We start from the raw sequence: 26,178 nt of genomic DNA on the forward strand, positions 1-26,178 counted from the left end.
CTGACCGTCGTGTTGCGCTGGCTGACTGCAGGTGAATCGCACGGACCCGCCCTCGTCGCGATGCTGGAGGGCGTACCCGCCGGCATCGAGGTGACCACCGGGGAGATCTCCGGCGAGCTGGCCCGGCGCCGGCTCGGCTACGGCCGGGGTGCCCGGATGTCGTTCGAGCAGGACGAGGTCGAGATCATCGGCGGGCTCCGGCACGGGGTGACGCTCGGCAGCCCGGTGGCGATCCGGGTCGGCAACTCCGAGTGGCCCAAGTGGCGCACAGTGATGGCCGCCGACCCGGTCGACCCGGAGGAGCTGGCGAGCCAGGCCCGCAACGCGCCGCTGACCCGTCCCCGCCCGGGTCATGCCGACCTGGCCGGCATGCAGAAGTACGGGCACACCGACGCCCGGCCGATCCTGGAGCGCGCCAGCGCCCGGGAGACCGCCGCCCGGGTCGCGGTGGGCACCGTCGCCAAGGCGCTCGTACGCCAGGCGCTCGGCGTCGAGATCGTCTCCCACGTGGTCGAGCTGGGCCCGGTGGCGGTCAAGCCGGGGCTGCGCCCCACGCCGGAGGACGCCGCGCGCATCGACGCCGACCCGCTGCGCTGCCTCGACGCCGAGGCAAGCGCCCGGATGGTCGCCGAGGTCGACGCCGCGAAGAAGGCCGCCGACACGCTCGGCGGCGTGGTCGAGGTGCTCGCGTACGGGGTGCCGCCGGGCCTGGGCAGCCACGTGCAGTGGGACCGCAAGCTCGACGCCCGCCTCGCGACCGCGCTCATGTCGATCCAGGCGATCAAGGGCGTGGAGATCGGCGACGGCTGGCAGCAGGCCCGCTCGCGCGGTTCGGAGGCGCACGACGAGATCGTGCCCACCGCCACCGGGGTGCGGCGGATCACCGACCGGGCCGGTGGCCTGGAGGGCGGCATCACCACGGGTGAGCCGCTTCGGGTGAAGGCGGCCATGAAGCCGATCTCGTCGCTGAACCGGGCGCTCGCCACCATCGACGTGACCACCGGCGAGCCGGCCACCGCGATCAACCAGCGCTCCGACGTGTGCGCGGTCCCGGCCGCTGCGGTGGTGGCCGAGGCGATGGTCGCGCTGGTGCTGGCCGAGGCGGCGGTGGAGAAGTTCGGCGGCGACTCGATTGCCGAGATGCGCCGCAACCTCAACGGTTACCTCGACAGCCTGGTGATCAAATGAGCACCCGGCCGGTCTGCGTGCTGGTCGGGGCGCCCGGCTCCGGCAAGACCACTGTCGGCACGGCGCTCGCCGAGGCGCTCGGCGTCGACTTCCGGGACACCGACGCCGACATCGAGAACCTCGCCGGCAAGCCCATCCCGGAGATCTTCGTGGACGAGGGCGAGGAGCACTTCCGTACCCTCGAACGGGCCGCCGTGGCGGCGGCGCTCGCGTCGCACGCGGGCGTGCTCGCGGTCGGCGGCGGCGCGGTCCTGGCCGAGGAGAACCGGGCCGCGCTGATCGGCCACACGGTGGTGCACCTGTCGGTGGAGCTGCCCGACGCGGTCAAGCGGGTCGGTCTGGGCGCCGGGCGGCCGCTGCTCGCGCTGAACCCGCGCGCCACGCTCAAGCACCTGATGGACCAGCGCCGCCCGCTCTACGCCGAGGTGGCGACCGCGACTGTGGTCACCGACGGCCGTACCCCGCAGGAGCTGGCCGCGGAGATCGCCGCCCTGCTCAAACCCTGACAACGCCCCGCCCCCGCCGTGTCCGGCTCTCTCGGTGGAACGCCGTGGGTGTCTCGCGGGCGTTGTGACACCCGTGGCGTTCCAGTCGGCGGGGATGCCGCGGATGAGTGGAACGCCGTGGGTGTCTCCCGAGCGTTGTGGCACCCGCGGCGTTCCAGTCGGCGTGGAGGACGCCGCTGGGTGGAACGCCATGGGCGGGTGAGAAGGCGCGCCGGTCAGGCGTTGGCCGCAGCGGCCCTGGCCGTCCGGCGTCCGGCGCGGCGGCGCCGGGCCGGTTCGGGCCGCCAGGTGGCGAGCAGCGCGAGCGCCAGCGCGATCTCGGCCAGGTCACCCAGGTAGTACATGAGCGTGGCCCCGGCCCGCAGCTCGGCGGCGGTGGCCGGCACGTCCACGAACAGCCCGGCGTAGAGCAACTGGGCGATGGTGGCGTGCGCGGCCACCCCGACCCCGATCACCACCAGCCGCACCGGTACGCGCGGGCGGTGCGGTCCCGGGTCCGGCCCGGCGATCGACCAGGCGAACAGGCAGCCGCTCAGCAGGAAGTGCAGGTTCACCAGCGTGTGCAGGGCCGGGCTGTCCAAGGTGGCCCGGTACAGCGGGGTGAGGTAGAGCAGCCAGAGCCCGCCCGCGGTGAGCAGCAGGCCGGTCACCGGGTGGCCGAGCACCCGCGCTACCGGATGCCGCAGCAGGTGGACCAGGGCCCGGCCGGTACGCCGGTCCAGCGTGCGCAGCAGCAGCGTGACCGGTGCGCCGAGCACCAGCGCCAGCGGCGCGAGCATGCCGATCAGCAGGTGCTGCCACATGTGCCCGACGAAGTCGCCGGCCGGCCACAGCAGCCCGGCCACCAGCAGCAGCGCGCCCAGACCGAAGCTCGCCGTGCGGGCGTGCGGCCAGCCCGGCCCGCCCGGGTCGCGCAGCCGCAGCGCGGCGGCCAGGTACGCCCAGGACATCGCCACCGGGATCAGCGCGGTCACCGGGAAGCCACCGTCGGCATGCCCGGCGTGGGCCACTGTCACCGGCGCTCCGGCGGGCAGAGGTCCACCGCGCGGGCCCGGCGCTGGATCGCCCAGCCCGCAGCGATCAGCACCACGCCGAGGGCGAGGAACCCGAGGTCCCACCAGAGCTGGTTCGGGCCGCCGCGGACGTGGTGGATGCCGAGCAGGTGGTGGTCGACGATGCCCTCGACCAGGTTGAACAGGCCCCAGCCGATCAGCGCCCAGCCCCACAGCATCGGCGAGCGCCACAGCCGGCCCCGCGAGTGGGTGACCCGGGAGTAGAGCAGGGCCAGACCGGTCAGCACCGCCACCCAGGTGACCACGTGGAACAGGCCGTCCCAGAGCGTGTTCATCTGCAACCCGGGCACGGTGTCCACCGGGTACTCACGCACGCCGATCCGGTCGCTGCCGGTGCTGCTGAGCATGTGGTGCCACTGGAGGACCTGGTGCAGGACGATGCCGTCGACGAAGCCGCCCAGCCCGACGCCGAGGATCGTGGCGGGCAGCCGGATGCTCGTCGCGGACTCCGGTCGGGTCGCGTGTGCCCTCGTCTCGCTCATTCCGGCCGCCCTACCCGCGGTGCGGCCGGTCAAACACCCAGGGAGTGGACAGTCGCCGCGCGGGGGCGGCGCGCTGGACTAGGCTGCCCGCGATGGACGAGGTGACCCGGATCCCGGTCGGCGGCGAGCGGCCGTACGACGTGCTCGTGGGACGTGACCTGCTGAACCCGCCGCCCCGGCTGCTGCCGGGCGCCGAGCGGGTGGCCTTCCTGCACGCGCCGCCGCTCAAGGCACTCGCCGACCGGCTCGCCGACGGTGTCCGCGAGGGCGGCGTGACGCCGCTGCTGATCGAGGTGCCGGACGCGGAGGCGGGCAAGCACGTCGACGTGGCGGCGGCCTGCTGGGACCGGCTCGGCGACGCCGGGTTCACCCGTACCGACGCGGTGGTCGGGGTGGGCGGCGGCGCGGTCACCGACCTGGCCGGGTTCGTCGCTGCCACCTGGCTGCGCGGCGTGCGCTGGGTGCCGGTCGCCACGTCGCTGCTCGGCATGGTCGACGCCGCAGTGGGCGGCAAGACCGGCATCAACACCGCCGCCGGCAAGAACCTGGTCGGCGCGTTCCACCCGCCGGCCGGCGTGCTGGCCGACCTGGCGACTCTGGACAGCCTGCCCCCGGCCGACCTGGCCGCCGGGATGGCCGAGGTGGTCAAGTGCGGTTTCATCGCCGACCCGGTCATCCTCGACCTGGTCGAGGACGACCCGGCCGCCGCGCTGGACCCGGCCGGGCCGGTGCTGCGGGAACTGGTCGAACGCGCGGTCCGCGTGAAGGCCGGCGTGGTCGCCGGGGACCTGCGCGAATCCGGGGTACGCGAGGTGCTCAACTACGGGCACACGCTGGCGCACGCGATCGAGAAGGTGGAGGGCTACCGCTGGCGGCACGGTCACGCGGTGGCGGTCGGCCTGGTGTACGCCGCCACGCTGGCCCGGCTCGCCGGCCGGCTCGACGCGGCCGACGCCGAGCGGCACCGCCGGGTGCTGGCCGCGCTCGACCTGCCCACCGGCTACCGGGCCGACGCCTGGCCGGAGCTGCTCGCCGCGATGCGGGTGGACAAGAAGGCCCGGGGCAGCCGGCTGCGGTTCGTGGTGCTCGACGGGCTCGCCCGCCCGGCGATCATGGAGGCGCTGCCGGACGACCTGCTCGCCGCCGCGTACGCGGAGATCAGCTCGTGAGGGTGTACGTGCTCAACGGGCCGAACCTGGGCCGGCTCGGCACCCGCCAGGTCGACGTGTACGGGGTGACCAGCTACGCCCAGCTCGTGGCCGACTGTGAACGGCACGGCCGGGAGCTGGGCCTGGACGTGGTGGTCCGGCAGACCGACGCCGAGCACGAGATGCTCGCCTGGCTGCACGAGGCGGCCGACGAGGCGGCGGCGGTGGTGCTGAACCCCGCGGCCTGGTCGCACTACTCGATCGCGGTCCGGGACGCCTGCGCCATGCTGCGCGGCCCCCTGGTCGAGGTGCACATCTCCAACATCCACGCCCGGGAGGAGTTCCGGCACCACTCGGTGGTCTCCGCGGTGGCCACCGGCGTGATCTGCGGCCTGGGCGTGGACGGCTACCGGCTGGCGCTGCACCACCTGGCCGCCCGGCTCGCCGCAGGAGCCTGAGCCGGTCCGTTCCGTGGCGCGAGTCCGATTCGACAGAGCGAGTAGACTTGGCCGGTCTGTCCGCCAATTGATGATCAAGGCAGGAAATGGCCACCACCAACGACCTGAAGAACGGCCTGGTACTCAACCTGGACGGCGAGCTGTGGGCCGTCGTCGAGTTCCAGCACGTCAAGCCCGGTAAGGGTGGTGCCTTCGTGCGCACCACGCTGAAGAACGTGCTGTCCGGCAAGGTGGTCGACAAGACCTTCAACGCGGGCACCAAGGTCGAGACCGCGACCGTGGACAAGCGCACCATGCAGTACCTGTACGCCGACGGCGAGGACTACGTCTTCATGGATCTGGAGACGTTCGACCAGATCACCGTCCCCGGCGGCACCGTCGGCGAGGCCGCCAACTACCTCCTCCCCGAGGCCGAGGCGACCGTCGCCACCCACGAGAGCGTGCCGCTGTACATCGAGCTGCCGACCTCGGTCGTGCTCGAGGTCACCTACACCGAGCCGGGCCTGCAGGGCGACCGCTCGACCGGCGGCAACAAGCCGGCCACCGTCGAGACCGGCGCGACCGTGCAGGTGCCGCTGTTCATCACCACCGGTGAGAAGATCAAGGTCGACACCCGCGACGGCCGTTACCTCGGCCGAGCCTGATGGCCGAGGGCCCCAAGCAGCAGATGCCGGCGCGCCGCAAGGCGCGCAAGCGGGCGCTGGACGTGCTCTTCGAGGCCGACCTGCGGGACCGCCCGCCGGTCGAGGTGCTCGCCGGTTACCTGGAACGGATCGAGCAGCCGCGCCCCGACCACCTCGGCTACGCGGTCGGGCTGGTCGAGGGCGTGGCGGCGCACCTCGACCGGATCGACGAGACGATCGCCAGCTACGCCGAGGGGTGGACGCTGGAGCGCATGCCGGTGGTCGACCGCAACCTGGCCCGGATCGCCGTGTACGAGCTGCTCTACGTCGACGAGATCGACGACGCGGTGGCGATCAGCGAGGCCGTGGAGCTGGCCCGGCAGATGTCGACCGACGACTCGCCCCGCTTCCTCAACGGCATCCTCGGCCGGATCGCCGAGTACGCCACGCGCTGACGCGCCGCAACGACGAAGGGCCCGTGCCGACCGGCACGGGCCCTTTCGTCGTACGGGGGATGTCAGGACGCGAAGAACGCCCGCGGGTCGGCGACCAGCACGCCGTGCTCGGTCAGCCGCTCGATCAGGCCCGACGGCGAGGCGTCGTAGACGATCGCGAGGGCGCGCAGGTCGTCGGCGCGGATCGAGAGCACCCGGCCGTTGTAGTCGCCGCGCTGCTGCTGGATGGCGCGCGCGTAGCGGGCCACGTACGCGAGGTCCTCGGAGGCCTCGTCGTAGAGCCGCTCCAGGTCCAGGACGATCTTGCTGGTGGGCTCGTGACGCACCCCGCTGCCGTCGGGCAGCAGCTCCGAGACGGGAACGCGGTAGAAGTCGGCCAGCTCCGCCAGGCGGGACACGGTGACGGCGCGGTCGCCGCGCTCGTACGAGCCGACCACCACGGCCTTCCACCGCCCGTTCGACTTCTCCTCCACCCCCTGCAGGGACAGGCCCTGCTGCTGGCGGATGGAGCGCAGGCGGGCGCCCAGCGACTTGGCGTATTCAGAGGGCATTCGGACACTCCCAGTGCTGTTCGGGTTCCCCGAGCTATCGCTACGGAGCGTGACGGTACGGGGATTGCGACATGTGGTCAAGTGTTGCCGTCCACCGGGTCCGGCACCCACGTGTGGCTTGTCCCCATTTCTCCGGGCTGACCAGCAGGTCAGGACCGGCGGCGGGCAGCCCGGTGACCGCTGGTAACGTGGCGTGAAGCCCCGGTCCGGGCCCCGCGCGGGCCTGCCGGAGCAGACCAGACGTCCTTTAACGACCCGTCCCGTGAGGCGGGGAAGGAGGTCCGCCGTGGCCTACCCACCGGCTGCCCACTCGTCGCCGCCGCGACAACCCTCGGTGAAGGTGATCCTCGCCGCAGCGGACGTGTCGCGGGTGGTCGACCGCATCGCCCACCAGATCCTGGAGAAGACCCAGGGCGCCGCCGACACCGTGCTGCTCGGCATCCCGACCCGGGGCGTGCCGCTCGCCCACCGCCTCGCGGCCCGGATCAGCACCTTCGAGGACGTCACAGTCCCGGTCGGCGTGCTCGACATCACGCTCTACCGCGACGACCTGCGCCGGCACGCCACCCGCGCGGTCGGCCCGACCGACCTGCCGCCCGGCGGGATCGACGGCAAGCGGGTGATCCTCGTCGACGACGTGCTGTTCTCCGGCCGCACCGTGCGGGCCGCGCTGGACGCGCTCAGCGACGTCGGCCGGCCGGCGTCCGTGCAGCTCGCGGTCCTCGTCGACCGCGGCCACCGCCAGCTGCCGATCCGCGCCGACTACGTCGGCAAGAACATCCCCACCGCCCTGGCCGAGAACGTCAAGGTCACCCTCGCCGAGACCGACGGCAGTGACGAGGTACGGCTGTACGGAGGCTCACTGTGAGCGCGAGGAGCGCAGCGAAGCGGAGCCCCGCAGTCGCGAACGAAAGGCGGCGACACGCATGATCCGGCACCTGCTCTCCGGCGCCGATCTGGACGCCGGCACCGCCACCCTGGTCCTGGACACCGCCGCGGAGATGGCGACGGTGGCCGGCCGCGAGGTCAAGAAGCTGCCCGCGCTGCGCGGGCGCACCGTGGTCAACCTCTTCTACGAGGACTCCACCCGCACCCGGATCTCGTTCGAGGCGGCCGCCAAGCGGCTCAGCGCCGACGTGATCAACTTCTCCGCCAAGGGCTCCAGCGTGGCCAAGGGGGAGAGCCTGAAGGACACCGCGCTCACGCTCCAGGCCATGGGCGCGGACGCGGTCGTCGTCCGGCACCCCGCCTCCGGCGCACCGCACCGGCTCGCCGAGTGGGTGGACGGATCGGTGGTCAACGCCGGTGACGGCACCCACGAGCACCCCACCCAGGCGCTGCTCGACGCGTACACGATGCGGTCCCGGCTGGGCCGCCTCGACGGCCTGCACGTGGCGATCGTCGGCGACGTGCTGCACTCCCGGGTGGCCCGCTCCAACGTGCTGCTGCTGTCCACCCTCGGCGCGAAGGTGACACTGGTCGGCCCGCCCACCCTCATCCCGGTCGACATCGCCGCCGCCCTGGCCACCGGCACCGACGTCTGTTACGACCTCGACGCCGTTCTCCCAGATGTGGACGTGGTGATGATGCTGCGGGTGCAGCGCGAGCGGATGGGTGACTCCTACTTCCCGTCGGCCCGCGAGTACGCCCGACGCTACGGGCTCGACGGGCCGCGCATGCGCCGGCTGCCCGAGCACGCGATCGTCATGCACCCCGGCCCGATGAACCGGGGCATGGAGATCACGCCCGAGGTGGCCGACTCGCCCCGCTCCACCATCGTCGAACAGGTCGCCAACGGGGTCTCCGTGCGGATGGCCGTGCTCTACCTGCTGCTCGGAGGGAACAACCGGTGACCGCGTACCTCATCACAGGCGTCAGCATCGTCGGCGGCGAGCCGACCGACCTGCTCATCCGCGACGGCGTGGTGGCCGGGACGGGCCGCGGGCTCGCCGCGGACGACGCCACAGTCATCGACGCGACCGGCCTGGTCGCGCTGCCCGGCCTGGTCGACCTGCACACCCACCTGCGCGAGCCCGGCCGGGAGGACGCCGAGACGGTCGAGTCCGGTTCCCGGGCGGCGGCACTCGGCGGCTACACGGCGGTGTGCGCGATGGCGAACACCTCCCCGGTGGCGGACACCGCGGGCGTGGTGGAGCAGGTCTGGCGGCTCGGCCGGGAGGCCGGCCTGGTCGACGTGCAGCCGATCGGCGCGGTCACCGTCGGGCTGGCCGGCGAGCGCCTGGCCGAGCTGGGCGCGATGGCCGACTCGGCCGCCGGGGTGCGGATCTTCTCCGACGACGGGCACTGCGTGTCGGACCCGCGGCTGATGCGCCGGGCGCTGGAGTACGTCAAGGCGTTCGACGGCGTGATCGCCCAGCACGCCGAGGAGCCCCGGCTGACCGAGGGCGCGCAGATGCACGAGGGCGAGGTGTCCACCCGCCTCGGCCTGACCGGCTGGCCGGCCGTCGCCGAGGAGGCGATCATCGCCCGGGACGTGCTGCTGGCCGAGCACGTCGGCAGCCGGCTGCACGTCTGCCACGTCTCCACCGCCGGCAGCGTCGAGGTGCTGCGTCAGGCCAAGGCGCGCGGGGTACGGGTCACCGCCGAGGTGACGCCGCACCACCTGCTGCTCACGGACGAGGTCGTGAGCGGGAGGAGTGAGCTTGCGAACAACTGGAGCCCAGCGGGCAGCTACGACCCGGTCTTCAAGGTCAACCCGCCGCTGCGCACCGCCACCGACATCGCCGCGCTGCGGGAGGCGCTGGCCGAGGGCGTGATCGACATCATCGCCACCGACCACGCGCCGCACGCCGTGGAGGACAAGGAGTGCGAGTGGGCGTACGCCCGGCCGGGCATGCTCGGCCTGGAGACGGCGCTGTCGATCGCGCTCGACGTGTTCGGTCCCCGCTGGGACCTGATCGCCGAGCGGATGTCCCGCACGCCGGCCCGGATCGCCGGGCTGGCCGGGCACGGCCTCGACCCGGCGCCCGGCGTACCGGCCAACCTGACCCTGGTCGACCCGGCCGCCCGGCGCGTCGTCGAACCGGCGGAGCTGGCCAGTCGCAGTCGCAACACCCCGTACGCCCGCATGACGCTGCCGGGTCGCATCGTGGCGACCTTCCTGCGCGGCGAGCCGACGGTCCTGGACGGAAAGGCTGTCAAGTGAGCGCGAGGAACGCAGCGGAGCGGAGTCCCGCAGTCGCGAACGAAAGGCGGGCCCGGTAATGGTGAAGCGTAGATCGGCGATCCTCGTCCTGGAGGACGGGCGCACGTTCCACGGCGAGGCGTACGGCAGCGTCGGGGAGACCTTCGGCGAGGCCGTCTTCAACACCGGCATGACCGGCTACCAGGAGACGCTCACCGACCCCTCGTACCACCGGCAGGTGGTGGTGCAGACCGCGCCGCACATCGGCAACACCGGCGTCAACGGCGAGGACGACGAGTCCGACCGGATCTGGGTGGCCGGGTACGTGGTGCGCGACCCGGCCCGGATCAGCTCCAACTGGCGGGCCGGCGGCGGCCTGGAGGACCGGCTCGCCGCCGAGGGCGTCGTCGGCATCAGCGGCGTGGACACCCGGGCGCTGACCCGGCACCTGCGCGAGCGCGGCGCGATGCGGGTCGGCATCTCCAGTGTCGAGGACGACCCGGCCGCCCTGCTGGAGCGGGTCCGCCGCTCGCCGCAGATGGTCGGCGCGAACCTGTCCGACGAGGTGACCACCGCCAAGCCGTACGTCGTCGAGGCGCAGGGCGAGCACCGGTTCACGGTGGCGGCTGTGGACCTGGGCATCAAGCGCAACGTGCCGCGCCGGCTCGCCGCCCGCGGCGTCACCACCCACGTGCTGCCCGCCGGGTCGACTATCGAGGACCTGCTCGCCACCGGCGCGGACGCGGTCTTCTTCTCGCCCGGCCCGGGCGACCCGGCGACCGCCGACGGCCCGGTGGCGCTGGCCCGGGAGGTGCTGACCCGGCGGATCCCGCTGTTCGGCATCTGCTTCGGCAGCCAGATCCTCGGCCGGGCGCTCGGCTTCGGCACCTACAAGCTGGGGTACGGCCACCGCGGCATCAACCAGCCGGTGCTCGACCGGGCCACCGGCAAGGTCGAGGTGACCAGCCACAACCACGGCTTCGCGGTGCAGGTGCCGGGTGCCGGGGACGGCGCCGTGGTGCCGGATCAGGTGATCCAGACCGAGTTCGGCGGTGTCCAGGTGTCACACGTCTGCCTCAATGACAACGTGGTCGAGGGGCTGCGGGCCGTGGACGTGCCCGCCTTCACCGTCCAGTACCACCCGGAGGCGGCGGCCGGCCCGCACGACGCGGACTACCTCTTCGACCGTTTCGCCGAGTTGATCGAAGGCCGTGGCTTCGACCGGAACCACAGTGAAGGCGGAAAGAATGCCTAAGCGGACCGACCTCAAGCACGTCCTGGTGATCGGCTCCGGGCCGATCGTGATCGGACAGGCCTGCGAGTTCGACTACTCCGGCACCCAGGCCTGCCGCGTGCTGCGCAGCGAGGGGATCCGGGTCAGCCTGGTCAACTCCAACCCGGCGACGATCATGACGGATCCGGAGTTCGCCGACGCCACGTACGTCGAGCCGATCACCCCGGAGTTCGTCGAGCTGGTCATCGCCAAGGAGCGTCCCGACGCGCTGCTGCCGACGCTCGGCGGGCAGACCGCGCTGAACACCGCTGTCGCGCTGCACGAGGCGGGCGTGCTGGAGAAGTACGGCGTCGAGCTGATCGGCGCGAACATCGAGGCGATCAACCGGGGCGAGGACCGGCAGCTGTTCAAGGAGATCGTCGCGAAGGCCGGCGTACGGCTGGGCCTGGACGATCCGTCCGCGCTGGTGCCGCGCTCGCGGGTCTGCCACTCGATGGACGAGGTCCGCGAGACGGTCGCCGAGCTGGGCCTGCCGGTGGTCATCCGGCCGTCGTTCACCATGGGCGGCCTCGGTTCCGGCATGGCGCACACCGACGAGGACCTGGAGCGCATCGCCGGTTCCGGCCTGGCGGCCAGCCCGGTGCACGAGGTGCTCATCGAGGAGAGCGTGCTCGGCTGGAAGGAGTACGAGCTCGAACTGATGCGCGACCGCCACGACAACGTGGTGGTGGTCTGCTCGATCGAGAACGTCGACCCGATGGGCGTGCACACCGGCGACAGCGTCACAGTCGCCCCGTCGATGACGCTCACCGACCGGGAGTACCAGCGGCTGCGTGACCTCGGCATCGCGGTGCTGCGCGAGGTCGGTGTGGACACCGGCGGCTGCAACATCCAGTTCGCGGTGAACCCGGCCGACGGCCGGATCGTCGTGATCGAGATGAACCCGCGGGTGTCGCGCTCCTCGGCGCTGGCGTCGAAGGCCACCGGCTTCCCGATCGCGAAGATCGCCGCGAAGCTCGCCATCGGCTACACGCTCGACGAGATCCCGAACGACATCACGCTGAAGACGCCCGCGGCGTTCGAGCCGACGCTCGACTACGTGGTGGTGAAGATCCCCCGGTTCGCGTTCGAGAAGTTCCCCGGCGCCGACCCGGAGCTGACCACCACGATGAAGTCGGTGGGCGAGGCGATGAGCCTGGGCCGCAACTTCACCGAGGCGCTGAACAAGGCGATGCGCTCGATGGAAACCAAGTCATCCGGTTTCTGGACCACTCCGGACCCGGAGGGCGCGACGAAGGAGAACACCCTCGCGGCGCTGCGCACGCCGCACGACGGCCGGCTCTACACGGTCGAGCGGGCGCTGCGCCTCGGCGCGTCGATCGCCGAGGTGTCCGAGGCGTCCGGCGGCATGGACCCGTGGTTCCTGGACCAGATCGCCTCGCTGGTCGAGCTGCGCGCCGAGATCGTGGACGCGCCGGTGCTCGACGCCGCCCTGCTGCGCCGGGCCAAGCGGGCCGGCCTGTCCGACCGGCAGCTCGCCGCGCTGCGTCCCGAGCTGGCCGCCGAGGACGGCGTGCGGACCCTGCGGCACCGGCTCGGCGTCCGGCCGGTCTACAAGACGGTGGACACCTGCGCGGCCGAGTTCGAGGCGACCACGCCGTATCACTACTCGACCTACGACTCGGAGACCGAGGTGGCGCCCTCGGCGCGGCCGAAGGTGCTCATCCTGGGCTCCGGGCCGAACCGGATCGGTCAGGGCATCGAGTTCGACTACTCGTGCGTGCACGCGGTCCAGGCGTTGCGGGACGTGGACTACGAGACCGTCATGGTCAACTGCAACCCGGAGACCGTCTCCACCGACTACGACACCGCCGACCGGCTCTACTTCGAGCCGCTGACGTTCGAGGACGTGCTGGAGGTCTGGCACGCCGAGGACTCCTCCGGCAAGGAGGCGGGCGGCCCCGGCGTCATCGGGGTGATCGTGCAGCTCGGCGGGCAGACCCCGCTGGGCCTGGCGCAGCGGCTCAAGAACGCCGGGGTGCCGATCGTCGGCACCTCCCCGGAGTCGATCCACCTGGCCGAGGAGCGCGGCGCGTTCGGCGCGGTGCTGGCCCGGGCCGGGCTGCGCGCGCCCGCGCACGGCATGGCCACCTCGTACGACGAGGCGAAGGCGATCGCCGACGAGATCGGGTACCCGGTGCTGGTCCGCCCCTCGTACGTGCTCGGCGGGCGCGGCATGGAGATCGTGTACGACGACGCCACGCTGCGCGACTACATCGGCCGGGCCACCGCCATCTCGCCGGACCGGCCGGTGCTGGTGGACCGGTTCCTGGACGACGCCATCGAGATCGACGTGGACGCGCTCGTGGACGCCGACGGCGACGTCTACCTGGGCGGCGTGATGGAGCACATCGAGGAGGCCGGCATCCACTCCGGCGACTCGTCCTGCGCGCTGCCGCCGATCACCCTGGCCGGCTCGCACCTGGCCCAGGTGCGGCACTACACCGAGCAGATCGCCCGCGGCGTCGGGGTGCGCGGCCTGCTCAACGTCCAGTACGCGCTGCAGGGCGACATGCTCTACGTGCTGGAGGCCAATCCGCGCGCCTCCCGGACCGTACCGTTCGTCTCGAAGGCCACTGCGGTGCCGCTGGCGAAGGCGGCGGCCCGGATCGCGCTCGGCGCCACCGTCGCGCAGCTGCGCGCCGAGGGGATGCTGCCGCCCACCGGCGACGGCGGCACCATGCCGGCCGACGCGCCGATCGCGGTCAAGGAGGCGGTGCTGCCGTTCAAGCGGTTCCGCACCCCGTCCGGCAAGGGCATCGACGTGCTGCTCGGCCCGGAGATGAAGTCCACCGGCGAGGTGATGGGCATCGACACCGGCTTCGGCCAGGCGTTCGCCAAGTCGCAGGCCGCCGCGTACGGGTCGCTGCCGACCGCCGGGAAGATCTTCGTCTCGGTCGCCAACCGGGACAAGCGCGGCATGATCTTCCCGATCAAGCGCCTGGCCGACCTGGGCTTCGAGATCGTGGCCACCACCGGCACGGCCGAGGTGCTGCGCCGGCACGGCATCGCCTGCGAGCAGATCCGCAAGCACTACGAGTCGGGTGAGGGCGCGGACGCGGTCTCGCTGATTCTCGGCGGGGACGTGGCGCTGGTGGTGAACACGCCACAGGGTTCCGGGGCGAGCGCCCGTTCCGACGGGTACGAGATCCGCAGCGCGGCGGTGAGCGTGGACATCCCGTGCGTCACCACCGTTCCCGGCGCCGCAGCCGCCGTCATGGGCATCGAGGCCCGCATCCGGGGCGACCTGAAGGTCCGCCCGCTGCAGGATCTCCACGCCGCCCTCCGGGCGGGCGAGTGACCCCGCGCCTCAACACGCCGATCATGAGGTTGGCGGCGGATTTGGAGATCCACATCGCCGTCAACCTCATGATCGACGGGGAAACCGGGCGGGCCGGGGGAGCCGGGCGGGGGGCCGGGGCGTGATCTTCGAGAAGGTGGTGCGGCCCCGGCTGTTCTCGCTCGCGGGCGGGGACGCGGAGGGGGCGCACGAGTGGACGCTGGCGCGGCTGGCCGCGGTGTCCCGGCAGCCGGCGGTCCTCGCCGCGCTACGGGCGGCGTACTTCCGGTCGGCGCCGCGCACCGTGTTCGGGGTGCGCTTCCCCAACCCGGTCGGGCTGGCGGCCGGGATGGACAAGAACGGACTCGCGCTGCCGGCCTGGCCGGCACTGGGCTTCGGCTTCGTCGAGGTCGGCACCGTGACCGCGCACGCCCAGCCGGGCAACCCCCGGCCCCGGCTGTTCCGGCTGCGCGACAGCGAAGCCGTGATCAACCGGATGGGCTTCAACAACGCCGGTGCCGAGGCGCTGGCGGACCGGCTGGCCGCGTTGCCGCGCCCGCTCGGCGTGCCGCTGGGCATCTCGCTCGGCAAGTCCAAGGTGACCCCGCTGGACGAGGCGGTCGAGGACTACCTCGCCTCGTACCGGGCGCTCAAGGATCACGGCGACTACTTCGCGGTGAACGTGTCCTCACCGAACACCCCCGGGCTGCGGTCGCTTCAGGACCGGTCCCATCTGGACGCGTTGCTCGCCGCGCTGGTGGGGGAGAAGCCGGTGCTGGTGAAGATCGCCCCGGACCTGACCGAGCCGGCCGTGGCCGAGCTGCTGGAGGTGTGCCTCGACCGGGGCGCGGCCGGGGTCATCGCCACCAACACCACACTCGCCCGGGACGGGCTCGCCCCGGCCGACCGGGAGCGCGCCGCCGAGGCCGGCGGGCTGTCCGGCCGGCCGCTGACCGCCCGGGCCCGGGAGATGGTCGCCTTCGTGCACCGGGAGACCGGCGGCCGGCTACCGGTGATCGGCGTGGGCGGCATCCTGCACCCCGACGACGCCACACGCATGTTCGACGCCGGCGCCTCCCTGCTCCAGCTCTACACCGGCTTCATCTACCGGGGCCCCGCCCTCACCCGAGCCATCACAACCCGAACCTGACCCGCGCGATCTTGCAGTTCCGGCCCCGGCACACCGCCCCATTCCGGGCGCTGCCGGGGCGGCAACTGCAAGATCGCGGGGGAGAGGGTCGAAGGAGGAGACGTGACGCCCGAGGAGATCCTGGAAGCCGACCGGCGGCACGTGTGGCACCCGTACGCCCCGATGCCCGGCGCCGGCGCGCCGTACGTGGTCGACAGCGCCGCGGGGGTGCGGCTGCGGCTCGCGGACGGGCGGGAGCTGGTCGACGGGATGTCGTCGTGGTGGGCGGCGATCCACGGCTACCGGCACCCGGTGCTCGACGCCGCGGTGACCGACCAGCTCGGGCGGATGAGCCACGTCATGTTCGGCGGGCTCACCCACGAGCCCGCCGTACGGCTGGCGCGCACGCTCGTCGAGCTGACCCCGGACGGCCTGGAACACGTCTTCCTGGCCGACTCCGGCTCGGTGAGCGTCGAGGTGGCGGTGAAGATGTGCCTGCAGTACCAGCGGGCGCTGGGACGCCCGCAGCGACGCCGGCTGGGCACCTGGCGGGGCGGCTACCACGGCGACACGTTCCACCCGATGAGCGTCTGCGACCCGGAGGGTGGCATGCACCACCTCTGGGGCGACGTGCTGCCCCGGCAGGTGTTCGCGCCGGTGCCGCCGCCCGGCTTCGACGCGGCGCCGGACCCGGCGTACGAGGCGGCGCTGGTGGAGGCGGTGGAGCGGCACGCCGGCGAACTGGCCGCGGTGATCGTCGAGCCGGTCGTCCAGGGCGCCGGCGGGATGCGGTTCCACCACCCGCACTATCTGCGCGTGCTGCGCGAGGTGACCCGGCGGCACGGCATCCTGCTGGTGTTCGACGAGATCGCCACCGGCTTCGGCCGGACCGGCCGGATGTTCGCCGCCGAGCACGCCGGCGTCACCCCGGACGTGCTCTGCGTCGGCAAGGCGCTCACCGGCGGGTACCTGACGCTCGCCGCGGCGCTGTGCACGCCCGAGGTGGCGCGGGCCATCTCCGCCGACGGGGTGCTGGCGCACGGGCCGACGTTCATGGGTAACCCGCTCGCCTGCGCCGTCGCCAACGCCTCCCTGGACCTCCTGCGGGCCGGGGACTGGGCGGGACGGGTGGCGGGCATCGCCGAGGGCCTGCGGGCCGGCCTGGCGCCGTTGCGGGACGCGCCCGGTGTGGCCGACGTACGCGTGCTCGGCGCGATCGGGGTGGTGCAGCTCGACCACGAGGTGGACCTGCCCCGGGCGACCGCCGCCGCGGTGGCCGAGGGGGTGTGGCTGCGCCCGTTCCGGGATCTCGTCTACACGATGCCGCCGTACGTCTGCGACGCCGCGGACGTGGCGCGGATCGCGGCCGGAGTGGCCGCGGCGGTCAAGGCCGGCTGAGCCCGGCCGGTTCGACAGGGCGCGACGGGAGGCCCGTCGCCGGACACGCCAGGCGGCCCGGAGCCGCCGGGAGAGGGAGAGACGCATGGAGACGTTCGGCGCCCGTCTGCACCGGGCCGTGGCGGAACGAGGGCCGCTCTGCGTGGGGATCGACCCGCACCCCGGGTTGCTGACCGCTTGGGGCCTGTCCGACGACGTGGCGGGCCTGGAGCGGTTCTGCGCCACGGTGGTGGAGGCGATCGGCGACCGGGTCGCCGTGGTCAAGCCGCAGTCGGCGTTCTTCGAGCGCTTCGGCGCCCGGGGCGTCGGCGTGCTTGAGTCAACTATCCGACAGTTGCGAGATTTGGGAGCGCTCACTCTGCTCGACGTCAAGCGTGGTGACATCGGCTCTACCGTCGCCGCGTACGCCTCGGCGTACCTCGATCCATCCAGCCCTCTGTATGTCGACGCGGTCACCGCGAGCCCCTACCTGGGAGTAGGTTCGCTCGCCCCGATGTTCTCCACCGCCGCCGAGCACGGTGGCGGGGTCTTCGTCCTGGCGCTCACCTCCAACCCGGAGGGTGCCTCCGTGCAGCGCGCCGTGGGCGCCGACGGGCGCACCGTCGCGCAGACCGTGATCGACGAGATTTCCCAGCTCAACCGCGGTGCGGAGCCACTCGGCAGCTTCGGTCTGGTGGTCGGCGCGACAGTCGGTGAGACGGGTCACGATCTGGACTCGGTCAACGGTCCGCTGCTCGCGCCGGGGCTGGGCGCGCAGGGCGGAACGCCCGCCGGGTTGCGTACCGTGTTCGGCGCCGCGCTGCCGTGGGTGCTGCCGTCGTACTCCCGGGAGGTGCTCGGCGCGGGCCCCGACCCGGCCGGCCTGCGGGCCGCCACCGAGCGGGTGCTGGCCGACTGCCGGGCCGCCCTGGGCACGGCGGACTGACTGACGGCTCGGTCACTTTGGGTTGATCATCGCGCGTCCACGTTGCCGAAATCTCCGTTGACCGCTAGTTTTCCCCGCGCTGGGAACCACGGACCCCTTTGGTTGCCAGCGACACCACGTTTCACAGATGCGGTGGGGCGCTCAGCCCGCCGTACTAGGGACCTGAGGAGAACTGGTGCCGCTCCCGTCACTGACCCCCGAGCAGCGCGCTGCCGCGCTGGAGAAGGCCGCGGAGATCCGCAAGGCCCGCGCTGAGCTGAAGGAGCAGCTCAAGCAGGGCAAGACCACCCTCGCCACCGTCCTCGAGCGGGCCGAGTCCGACGACGTCGTGGGCAAGCTGAAGGTTTCGGCCGTGCTCCAGGCGATGCCGGGCATCGGCAAGATCCGGGCCACCCAGATCATGGAGAAGCTCAAGATCGCGGACAGCCGTCGCCTGCGCGGCCTCGGCGAGCAGCAGCGCAAGGCTCTGCTCGGAGAGTTCGCCGCCAACTGAACGGCCCGCCGTGTAGAAACAAGCGGTGAGCACGGATGACGAGGCGCGCTCGGCGGCTCGGCTCACTGTCCTGTCCGGTCCCTCCGGGGCCGGCCGGAGCAGTGTCGTCGAGGCGGTCCGGGCGCGCCTTGCGTCTGTCTGCGTGCCGGTGGTCGCCACCACCCGCCCACCCCGTCCGGACGAGCGTGACGGCGTCGACCGCGTCTTCCTCGACGCGCCCGGCTTCGACCGGCTGATCGCCGCGGGCGAGCTGCTGGAGTGGTGCCGGATCGGGCCGTACCGCCGGGGGGTGCCCCGGGCCGAGGTGCGGGCGCGGCTCGCGGAGGGACGGCCGGTGCTGCTGCCGCTGGACCTGGCCGGCGCGCTGGCGGTACGGGCGGCGGCGCCCGGCGCCCGGCTGGTGCTGCTCGCGCCCCCGGCGTACCGGGCCGACCCGGACGTCGCGGCCCTCTTCGCCCATGCCGTGGCACACGACCACACCGAGCGCGCCGCGGCGGAGCTGGTAGGATTGCTCGGTTCGTCCTTCCTGGCTCCGGCCCGACCGCCCGCGGGCGGCGCACGAGACGCAGAGGTTTAATTCGTGGGATCCATCGCCACCAACCCCGAGGGCATCACCAACCCGCCGATCGACGAGCTGCTCGAGAAGACCACCTCGAAGTACGCGCTGGTCATCTTCGCCGCCAAGCGCGCCCGTCAGGTCAACGCCTACTACAGCCAGCTCGGTGAGGGCCTCCTGGAGTACGTCGGCCCGCTGGTGGAGACCACCCCGCAGGAGAAGCCGCTCTCCATCGCCATGCGCGAGATCAACGCGGGCCTGCTCACCGCCGAGCCGACCGACCAGCCGTAACCCCGCCCGCGCCGATGCCCGCCGAGATCGTCCTCGGGGTCGGCGGCGGCATCGCCGCCTACAAGGCGTGTGAGCTGCTCCGGCTCTTCACCGAGTCGGGTCACCGGGTCCGGGTGGTGCCGACCGCCTCGGCGCTCCGCTTCGTCGGGGCGCCGACCTGGGCGGCCCTGTCCGGCCGGCCGGTCGCCGACGACGTCTGGTCCGACGTGCACGAGGTGCCGCACGTGCGGCTCGGGCAGCACGCCGACCTGGTCGTGGTCGCCCCGGCCACCGCCGACCTGCTCGCCAAGGCCGCCCACGGCCTCGCCGACGACCTGCTCACCAACACGCTGCTGACCGCCCGCTGCCCGGTGCTGCTGGCCCCGGCCATGCACACCGAGATGTGGGAGCACCCGGCGACCGTCGCGAACGTGGCCACGCTGCGCTCGCGGGGCGTCCGCGTGATCGAACCGGCCGTGGGCCGGCTCACCGGGCGGGACACCGGCAAGGGCCGCCTGCCCGACCCGGCGGAGATCTTCGCGGTGGCCCGCCGGGCCCTGGCCCGCGGCGTCGAGGCCGAGGCCGATCTGGCCGGCCGGCACGTGGTGGTCACCGCCGGGGGCACCCGCGAGCCGCTGGACCCGGTCCGGTTCCTGGGCAACCGGTCGTCCGGCAAGCAGGGGTACGCGTTCGCCCGCGCCGCCGTGGCCCGGGGCGCCCGGGTCACGCTCGTCGCGGCCAACGTGGCGCTGCCCGACCCGGCCGGGGCGGACCTGGTCCGGGTGGGCACCACCGAGGAGCTGCGCGACGCCACGCTGGCGGCGGCCGCCGACGCGGACGCCGTGGTGATGGCCGCCGCGCCCGCCGACTTCCGGCCGGCCAGCTACGCCACCGGGAAGATCAAGAAGTCCGACGACGGTGTCGCGCCGACCATCGAGCTGGTCACCAACCCGGACATCGCCGTCGAGCTGGGGCGGCGTCGCCGGCCCGGGCAGGTGCTGGTGATCTTCGCCGCGGAGACCGACGACGCGGAGGCCAACGGCCGGGCCAAGCTGGCCCGCAAGGGGGCCGACATGATCGTGGTCAACGAGGTCGGCGTGGACAAGGTCTTCGGCGCCGACACCAACGCGGCCACCGTGATCGGCGCCGACGGCGCCGTGCACCGGCTGCCCGAGCAGCCCAAGGAGGCCCTGGCCGACGCCGTCTGGGACCTCGTCTGTCCGCGGCTGCCGTCGCGTTCCTGACGGTTGGTCGACCCGCGTTCATCGCGTCGCGGCGGAACGATGATGACTAAACTGCCGCCGAGCGACCTTTAAAAGTCTTCACATGCTTAGGAGTGCCGTGACACGTCTCTTCACGTCCGAATCGGTCACGGAGGGCCACCCGGACAAGATCGCCGACCAGATCAGTGACGGCATTCTCGACGCGCTGCTCGCCCAGGACCCGCACAGCCGGGTCGCGGTGGAGACGTTGATCACCACCGGTCAGGTGCACGTGGCCGGCGAGGTGACCACCAAGGCGTACGCCGACATCCCCACCATCGTCCGCGAGACCATCCTCGGCATCGGCTACGACTCGTCGAAGAAGGGCTTCGACGGCGCTTCCTGCGGCGTCAGCGTGTCCATCGGCGCCCAGTCGCCGGACATCGCCCAGGGCGTCGACAATGCCTTCGAGCTGCGTACCGGTGGGTCGGAGAGCGCGCTGGACGCGCAGGGTGCCGGTGACCAGGGCATGATGTTCGGCTTCGCCTGCTCCGAGACGCCCGAGCTGATGCCGCTGCCGATCGCGCTGGCGCACCGGCTGGCCCGGCGGCTCGCCGCGGTCCGCAAGGACGGCACGATCCCGTACCTGCGGCCGGACGGCAAGACGCAGGTCACCATCGAGTACGACGGGCTGCGCCCGGTCCGGCTCGACACCGTCGTCGTGTCCAGCCAGCACGCGGCGGACATCTCGCTGGAGTCGCTGCTCACCCCGGACATCCGGGACCACGTCATCGCCCCGGAGCTGGAGGGCCTCGGCCTGGAGACCGAGGGCTACCGGCTGCTGGTCAACCCGACCGGGCGGTTCGAGATCGGCGGCCCGATGGGTGACGCCGGCCTGACCGGCCGGAAGATCATCGTGGACACGTACGGCGGGTACGCCCGGCACGGTGGCGGCGCGTTCTCCGGCAAGGACCCGTCGAAGGTCGACCGGTCGGCCGCGTACGCGATGCGCTGGGTGGCCAAGAACGTTGTGGCCGCCGGGCTGGCCGAGCGGTGCGAGGCGCAGGTCGCGTACGCGATCGGCAAGGCGCACCCGGTGAGCCTGTTCATCGAGACGTTCGGCACCGAGACCGTGCCGGTCGCCTCGATCGAGAAGGCCGTGGCCGAGGTGTTCGACCTGCGTCCGGCCGCCATCATCCGGGACCTGCACCTGCTGCGCCCGATCTACCAGCAGACCGCCGCGTACGGCCACTTCGGCCGGGAGCTGCCGGAGCTGACCTGGGAGGGCACCGACCGGGCCGCCGACCTCAAGTCGGCCGCGGGAGCCTGACCGCCACCACGCGCCGCGACCGGCGACCCGCGCAGGGGTCGCCGGTCGCGCGCGTCTGCGTGGACGTGCCGCTGCCCCACCTCGACCGCCCGTTCGACTACCTGGTGCCGGAGGCGCTCGACGCCGACGCCCGGCCCGGGGTGCGGGTGAAGGTGCGGTTCGCCGGGCAGCTCGTCGACGGCTGGCTGCTGGAGCGCGCCGAGTCGTCCGAGCACCCCAAGCTGGCGTACCTGGAGAAGGTCGTCTCCCCGGTGCCGGTGCTGTCCCCGGAGGTGGCCCGGCTGGCCCGCGCGGTCGCCGACAGGTACGCCGGCAGCCTCGCCGACGTGCTCCGGCTGGCGGTGCCGCCCCGGCACGCCCGCGCCGAGAAGGCCGTCACGACGGACACGCCACCCCCCGACGAGCCCGCGCCCGACGGCACCGAACCTGACGGCAGCCCTGCCGACGGCACCGCCACCGCCGACGGCACCGCGCCCGGGGGCGTACCGTCCGAGGCCGCCGACGCGGGGGCCCGGCCGGGTGGCCGGGCGGAGGTGGATCCGCGCGGCTGGCGGGACTACCCGGCCGGGCCGGCGCTGCTGCGCGCGCTCACCGACGGCCGGCCCGCCCGCGCGGTCTGGTCGGCGTTGCCGGGGGAGGACTGGGCCGACCGGTACGCCGACGCGGTCGCCGCCACGGTGGCCGGTGGCCGTGGTGCCGTGGTCGTGGTGGCCGACGCCCGTGACCTGGACCGGCTCGACGCCGCCCTGACCGCGGTGCTCGGCGCGGGACGCCACGTCCGGCTCGCCGCCGCCGACGGTCCGGCCCGCCGCTACCGGGCCTTCCTCACCGCCCGGACGGGCGGGGTGGACGTGGTGATCGGCACCCGGGCGGCGATGTTCGCCCCGGTTCGGCGGCTCGGCCTGGTGGCGATCTGGGACGACGGCGACGACCTGCACGCCGAACCGCGGGCGCCCTACCCGCACGCCCGGGACGTGCTGCTGACCCGGGCGCAGCTCGGCGACATCGCCGCGGTGGTCGGCGGCTACGCCCGTACCGCCGAGGCGCAGTTGCTGGTGGAGACCGGCTGGGCGCGCGAGGTGGTGGCCGACCGGGCGGTGGTGCGCGCGCGTACCCCGGCTCTGGCGCCCACCGGCGACGACCCGCAACTGGCCCGCGATCCCGGCGCGGCCTCGGCACGGCTGCCGAGCCTGGCCTGGACCACCGCCCGGGACGCGCTGCGCGCGGACCTGCCGGTGCTGGTGCAGGTGCCGCGCCGGGGTTACGTGCCGTCGGTGGCCTGTGCCGACTGCCGCGCCCCGGCCCGCTGCCCGCACTGCGCCGGGCCGCTCGCGCTGCCGTCGGCGCAGGGCACGCCCGCCTGCCGTTGGTGCGGGCGGGTGGCCGCCGCGTACGCCTGCCCGGAGTGCGGCGGGCGGCGGCTGCGCGCCTCGGTGACCGGTGCCCGGCGGACCGCCGAGGAGCTGGGCCGGGCGTTCCCCGGCGTGCCGGTGCGGACCTCGGGGCGGGAGGAGGTGCTGGCGACGGTGCCGGGCGGCGCCGGGCTGGTGATCGCCACCCCGGGCGCGGAGCCGGTCGCGGAGGGCGGGTACGGCGCGGTGCTGCTGCTCGACTCGTGGGCGCTGCTGACCCGGGCCGACCTGCGGGCCGGCGAGGAGGCGCTGCGGCGCTGGATGGCCGCCGCCGCGCTGGCCCGGCCCGGTACGGCAGGTGGCCGGGTGGTGGTGGTCGCGGACGGCGCGCTGGCCCCGGTGCAGGCGCTGCTGCGGTGGGACTCCGCCTGGTTCGCGGCCCGGGAACTGGCCGAGCGGCGCGAGCTGGGCTTCCCGCCGGCGGTCCGGATGGCGAGCGTCACCGGCGCGGCCGAGGCGGTGGCCGACCTGCTCGCCGGCGCCCGGCTGCCGGGCGACGCCGAGGTGCTCGGCCCGGTGCCGGCCGACGAGGGCCGGGAGCGGATGCTGGTACGCGTGCCCCGGTCCCGGGCCGCCGCGATGGCCGAGGCGCTGCACGCCGCCGCCGGGCAGCGCAGCGCCCGCAAGGCGGCCGACCCGGTACGGCTCCAGGTCGATCCGCTCACCCTGTTCTGATCGGACGCGATCGCGTGACAGTGCGCACGCGGACCCTCGCGCACGGTCGTGACCTGGGGTTTGCCGCACACCTGGTCCGGCAATCGAGTAGCGGGCGGTGATAGCATCGCCCGTCATGCCCAGCCGTGCGGTTTTCCCGCGCGGGACGCGGCGCGGCGGGTGCCAGAGCACGTCGGGCCGACACGGATTCGATGTCGTCAGTCAGCCGGTGAGCAGGGGTGGACCAGTCGTGACCGTTCGTCAGTCGATCGTCTTCAACGGTGACCTCGGCAGTGGCAAGAGCACCGTCTCGGTCGAGATCGCCAAGCGGCTCGGGCTGCGCCGGGTCAGCGTCGGCGACCTCTACCGCCAGATGGCCCAGGAGCGGCAGATGACCGCCCTCCAGCTCAACCTGCACGCCGAGCTGGACCAGGCCGTCGACGGGTACGTCGACCAGCTCCAGCGCGACATCGCCGCCTCCGGTGAGTCCCTGGTCATGGACTCCCGCCTGGCCTGGCACTTCTTCACCGACGCGCTCAAGGTGCACATGATCACCGAGCCGACCGAGGCGGCCCGGCGCGTGCTCGCCCGCCCGTCCGGCCCGGCCGAGAGCTACACCTCGCTGGAGGAGGCGCGGGCCAAGCTGCGCGAGCGCAGCGAGAGCGAGCGCGGCCGGTTCATCGTCCGGTACGGCGTCGACAAGGCCCGCCTGCGCAACTACGACCTGGTCTGCGACACCACCCGGGCCAACCCGGAGCAGGTCATCCAGCACGTCATCGACGTCTACGAGGGCCGCCTCGGCGCGGACGTGCTGCGCGCCGGCCGGCCGCTGCTGCTGCTCGACCCGAACCGGGTGTACCCCACCGAGGACGTGTCGACGCTGCGCGGCCTCTGGGACTCCGACGCCGCCGCCGAGGCGGCCGGACGCGACGAGGAGCCGGAGCCGCTGAGCATCGGCTACACCGGCGAGTACTTCTTCGTCGTCGACGGCCACCGGCGGCTCAGCGCGGCGGTGCGCGCCGGCCTGCCGATGGTCCCGGCCCGGCTGGTCGCCGAGGTGGACGAGCCGGTGGTCGGCGGGATCAGCGCCGTCGACTTCTTCACCGCGCAGGCCCGCCCGGGGCTCATCCACGACTGGGAGGACGCGCACGGCATCACGCTGCCGCTGCCGGAGCACGCGCTGCTCGGCGGCGGCCCGGTGCTCGCCGGGGAGCCGGGCGCCGGCGCCTGACCGCCGGGGACACCGCCACCTCGCCGTCACGGGTTCACCCGATCCGGCGGGCCGGAGCATGATGAAGGCCTCCGATGCCTGGGGAGGCGGAATCGTGGATCCGACCGACGCGCTCGCGCTGCTGATGTCCCCCGAGGGTCGTCTCGACCCCTATCCGACGTACGAGCGGCTGCGCGCGCACGGCCCGGTGGTCCAGGCCGGGCCGGTCTTCTACGTGGTCACCGGCTACGCCGAGGCCGACGCGATCCTGCGCGACGCCCGGTTCGGGGTGATGGACGACGCGCTGCGCGACCAGTTCATGCCCGGCTGGCGGGAGAGCCCGGCCGTGCTGTCGATCTCCCGGTCGATGCTGCGCACCAACCCGCCCGACCACAGCCGGATGCGGCGGCTGGCCGCCGGCGCGTTCACCCCGCGCCGGATCGCCGCGATGCGCGACGTGGTGCGGGCGCAGGCCGACGAGCTGGTCGACGCGATGCTCGCCGCCGACGAGCCGGTCGACTTCATGGCCGCGTTCGCGTACCCCCTGCCGGTCGGCGTGATCTGCGCGCTGCTCGGCGTGCCGGCGGCGGACCGGCCGCTGTTCCGGCGCTGGGCCACCGACCTGACCGGCGTGCTCGAACCGGAGATCACAGCCGACGAGCTGGCGGTGGCCGACCGGGGCGCGACCGAGCTGCGGGGCTACTTCACCGAGCTGGTGGCGGCCCGCCGCCGGGCCCCGGCCGACGACCTCACCACCGCGCTGGTCCAGGCGCACGACGGTGGCGACCGGCTCTCCGGCGACGAGCTGCTGGCCAACCTCATCGTGCTGCTGGTGGCCGGCTTCGAGACCACCACCAACCTGCTCGGCAACGGCCTGGTGGCGCTGCTGGAGCATCCGCGCGCCGCGGCGGCGCTGCGCGAGCGGCCCGACCTCGCCCCCGCGTACGTCGACGAGCTGCTGCGCTACGACTCACCGGTGCAGCTCACCTCGCGGATGAGCACCGCGCCGTCCCGGTACGGCGACGTCGACCTGCCGCCGGAGAGCTGGGTCATCGTGCTGCTCGGCGCGGCCAACCGTGATCCCCGCCGCTATCCCGATCCGGCCCGCTTCGACCCGTGGCGGGCGCAGATCGCGCCGCTCTCATTCGGCGCCGGGCCGCACTACTGCCTCGGCGCGGCGCTGGCCCGGCTGGAGGCGCAGGTGGCGTTCCCGCTGCTGCTGCGCCGGCTGCCCGGGCTGGCAGTGGCGGGCCGGCCCGAGCGGCGGGTCCGGCTCACCCTGCGTGGTCACGCCACGCTGCCGGTGAGCGTGGGGCGGAAGGCGGCCCCGGTCACCGTTCCCGGTACGCCACCCGGGGCGGCCGGGCCGACTCCGTAGACTGGACGCGCATCGTTC

The 26,178-nt window shown here is 73.4% G+C and carries 25 protein-coding genes; 22 read left to right on the top strand and 3 right to left on the bottom strand.

The window, feature by feature from the left end:
* Positions 1 to 9: 9 nt before the first annotated feature.
* Together aroC and MICAU_RS11585 are read left to right on the top strand one after the other, a co-directional pair.
* Positions 10 to 1,188 (top strand): chorismate synthase, encoded by a 1,179-nt coding sequence (gene aroC / locus MICAU_RS11580; protein WP_013285497.1) that lies wholly within the window; start codon positions 10 to 12, stop codon positions 1,186 to 1,188.
* Positions 1,185 to 1,694: a shikimate kinase gene (locus MICAU_RS11585; protein WP_013285498.1), complete on the top strand. Its 510-nt coding sequence runs from the start codon at positions 1,185 to 1,187 to the stop codon at positions 1,692 to 1,694. The genes aroC and MICAU_RS11585 overlap by 4 nt, the downstream gene beginning before the upstream one ends.
* A 215-nt stretch (positions 1,695 to 1,909) precedes the next feature.
* Here MICAU_RS11585 and MICAU_RS11590 read toward each other — a convergent pair whose 3' ends face one another.
* Both MICAU_RS11590 and MICAU_RS11595 read right to left on the bottom strand, forming a co-directional pair.
* Positions 1,910 to 2,710 (bottom strand): cytochrome c oxidase assembly protein, encoded by an 801-nt coding sequence (locus MICAU_RS11590; RefSeq protein ID WP_013285499.1) that lies wholly within the window; start codon positions 2,708 to 2,710, stop codon positions 1,910 to 1,912.
* Complete coding sequence (locus tag MICAU_RS11595) at positions 2,707 to 3,249, bottom strand: DUF2243 domain-containing protein (protein WP_013285500.1); 543 nt, start codon at positions 3,247 to 3,249, stop codon at positions 2,707 to 2,709. Before MICAU_RS11595 ends, MICAU_RS11590 begins: the two co-directional genes overlap by 4 nt.
* Positions 3,250 to 3,341: 92 nt before the next feature.
* On the opposite strand from MICAU_RS11595, the gene aroB reads away from it, so the two are divergent.
* From aroB to nusB, 4 genes are all read left to right on the top strand, one after another.
* Complete coding sequence (gene aroB, locus MICAU_RS11600; RefSeq protein ID WP_013285501.1) at positions 3,342 to 4,418, top strand: 3-dehydroquinate synthase; 1,077 nt, start codon at positions 3,342 to 3,344, stop codon at positions 4,416 to 4,418.
* Positions 4,415 to 4,855 carry a type II 3-dehydroquinate dehydratase gene (aroQ, locus tag MICAU_RS11605; protein WP_013285502.1) on the top strand — a complete coding sequence of 147 codons (441 nt, stop codon included), beginning with the start codon at positions 4,415 to 4,417 and terminating at the stop codon, positions 4,853 to 4,855. Before aroB ends, aroQ begins: the two co-directional genes overlap by 4 nt.
* Before the next feature lie 86 nt (positions 4,856 to 4,941).
* Positions 4,942 to 5,499: an elongation factor P gene (gene efp / locus MICAU_RS11610; RefSeq protein WP_013285503.1), complete on the top strand. Its 558-nt coding sequence runs from the start codon at positions 4,942 to 4,944 to the stop codon at positions 5,497 to 5,499.
* A gap of 23 nt (positions 5,500 to 5,522) precedes the next feature.
* Positions 5,523 to 5,933 (top strand): transcription antitermination factor NusB, encoded by a 411-nt coding sequence (gene nusB, locus MICAU_RS11615; RefSeq protein ID WP_174361785.1) that lies wholly within the window; start codon positions 5,523 to 5,525, stop codon positions 5,931 to 5,933.
* Between the two features lie 62 nt (positions 5,934 to 5,995).
* Here the strand turns inward: nusB and bldD are convergent, their stop codons facing one another.
* Positions 5,996 to 6,484, bottom strand: a complete 489-nt coding sequence (gene bldD, locus MICAU_RS11620) for a transcriptional regulator BldD (RefSeq protein WP_013285505.1) — start codon at positions 6,482 to 6,484, stop codon at positions 5,996 to 5,998.
* Positions 6,485 to 6,770: 286 nt separating this feature from the next.
* Here bldD and pyrR point away from each other — a divergent pair, with 286 nt between their 5' ends.
* The 16 genes from pyrR (at position 6,771) to MICAU_RS11700 (ending at position 26,160) form a co-directional block, all read left to right on the top strand.
* On the top strand, positions 6,771 to 7,352 hold the full coding sequence (pyrR, locus tag MICAU_RS11625; RefSeq protein ID WP_013285506.1) for a bifunctional pyr operon transcriptional regulator/uracil phosphoribosyltransferase PyrR: 582 nt from the start codon (positions 6,771 to 6,773) through the stop codon (positions 7,350 to 7,352).
* Between the two features lie 58 nt (positions 7,353 to 7,410).
* Positions 7,411 to 8,337 carry an aspartate carbamoyltransferase catalytic subunit gene (locus tag MICAU_RS11630; protein ID WP_013285507.1) on the top strand — a complete coding sequence of 309 codons (927 nt, stop codon included), beginning with the start codon at positions 7,411 to 7,413 and terminating at the stop codon, positions 8,335 to 8,337.
* Entirely contained in the window at positions 8,334 to 9,650 is a 1,317-nt protein-coding gene (locus MICAU_RS11635) for a dihydroorotase (RefSeq protein WP_013285508.1), read from the top strand. The genes MICAU_RS11630 and MICAU_RS11635 overlap by 4 nt, the downstream gene beginning before the upstream one ends.
* Positions 9,651 to 9,711: 61 nt before the next feature.
* A complete protein-coding gene (carA, locus tag MICAU_RS11640; RefSeq protein ID WP_174361786.1) occupies positions 9,712 to 10,884 on the top strand; it encodes a glutamine-hydrolyzing carbamoyl-phosphate synthase small subunit in 1,173 nt (390 codons plus the stop codon).
* Positions 10,877 to 14,224: a carbamoyl-phosphate synthase large subunit gene (gene carB, locus MICAU_RS11645; RefSeq protein WP_013285510.1), complete on the top strand. Its 3,348-nt coding sequence runs from the start codon at positions 10,877 to 10,879 to the stop codon at positions 14,222 to 14,224. Before carA ends, carB begins: the two co-directional genes overlap by 8 nt.
* Positions 14,225 to 14,345: 121 nt before the next feature.
* Positions 14,346 to 15,353, top strand: a complete 1,008-nt coding sequence (locus MICAU_RS11650) for a quinone-dependent dihydroorotate dehydrogenase (RefSeq protein WP_013285512.1) — start codon at positions 14,346 to 14,348, stop codon at positions 15,351 to 15,353.
* Between the two features lie 102 nt (positions 15,354 to 15,455).
* Entirely contained in the window at positions 15,456 to 16,730 is a 1,275-nt protein-coding gene (locus MICAU_RS11655; protein WP_013285513.1) for an adenosylmethionine--8-amino-7-oxononanoate transaminase, read from the top strand.
* Between the two features lie 85 nt (positions 16,731 to 16,815).
* Positions 16,816 to 17,655 (top strand): orotidine-5'-phosphate decarboxylase, encoded by an 840-nt coding sequence (pyrF, locus tag MICAU_RS11660; protein ID WP_013285514.1) that lies wholly within the window; start codon positions 16,816 to 16,818, stop codon positions 17,653 to 17,655.
* A gap of 175 nt (positions 17,656 to 17,830) precedes the next feature.
* Entirely contained in the window at positions 17,831 to 18,148 is a 318-nt protein-coding gene (gene mihF, locus MICAU_RS11665; protein WP_013285515.1) for an integration host factor, actinobacterial type, read from the top strand.
* Positions 18,149 to 18,173: 25 nt separating this feature from the next.
* Positions 18,174 to 18,725, top strand: coding sequence for a nucleoside/nucleotide kinase family protein (locus MICAU_RS11670; protein WP_013285516.1), 552 nt, complete (start codon positions 18,174 to 18,176; stop codon positions 18,723 to 18,725).
* 3 nt (positions 18,726 to 18,728) lie between these two features.
* A complete protein-coding gene (gene rpoZ / locus MICAU_RS11675; protein WP_013285517.1) occupies positions 18,729 to 18,995 on the top strand; it encodes a DNA-directed RNA polymerase subunit omega in 267 nt (88 codons plus the stop codon).
* A gap of 14 nt (positions 18,996 to 19,009) precedes the next feature.
* Positions 19,010 to 20,218: a bifunctional phosphopantothenoylcysteine decarboxylase/phosphopantothenate--cysteine ligase CoaBC gene (gene coaBC, locus MICAU_RS11680; protein ID WP_013285518.1), complete on the top strand. Its 1,209-nt coding sequence runs from the start codon at positions 19,010 to 19,012 to the stop codon at positions 20,216 to 20,218.
* An 82-nt stretch (positions 20,219 to 20,300) separates the two neighbouring features.
* Positions 20,301 to 21,506, top strand: coding sequence for a methionine adenosyltransferase (metK, locus tag MICAU_RS11685; RefSeq protein ID WP_030271053.1), 1,206 nt, complete (start codon positions 20,301 to 20,303; stop codon positions 21,504 to 21,506).
* A gap of 59 nt (positions 21,507 to 21,565) precedes the next feature.
* Positions 21,566 to 23,593 (top strand): primosomal protein N', encoded by a 2,028-nt coding sequence (locus MICAU_RS11690; protein WP_013285520.1) that lies wholly within the window; start codon positions 21,566 to 21,568, stop codon positions 23,591 to 23,593.
* A 229-nt stretch (positions 23,594 to 23,822) separates the two neighbouring features.
* Positions 23,823 to 24,803, top strand: coding sequence for an AAA family ATPase (locus MICAU_RS11695; protein ID WP_013285521.1), 981 nt, complete (start codon positions 23,823 to 23,825; stop codon positions 24,801 to 24,803).
* Positions 24,804 to 24,897: 94 nt separating this feature from the next.
* A complete protein-coding gene (locus tag MICAU_RS11700; protein WP_041798966.1) occupies positions 24,898 to 26,160 on the top strand; it encodes a cytochrome P450 in 1,263 nt (420 codons plus the stop codon).
* The last annotated feature ends 18 nt before the right edge of the window (positions 26,161 to 26,178 follow it).

Origin of the sequence: Micromonospora aurantiaca ATCC 27029 (assembly GCF_000145235.1) — a bacterium.
GTDB classification, from domain to species: Bacteria; Actinomycetota; Actinomycetes; order Mycobacteriales; family Micromonosporaceae; genus Micromonospora; species Micromonospora aurantiaca.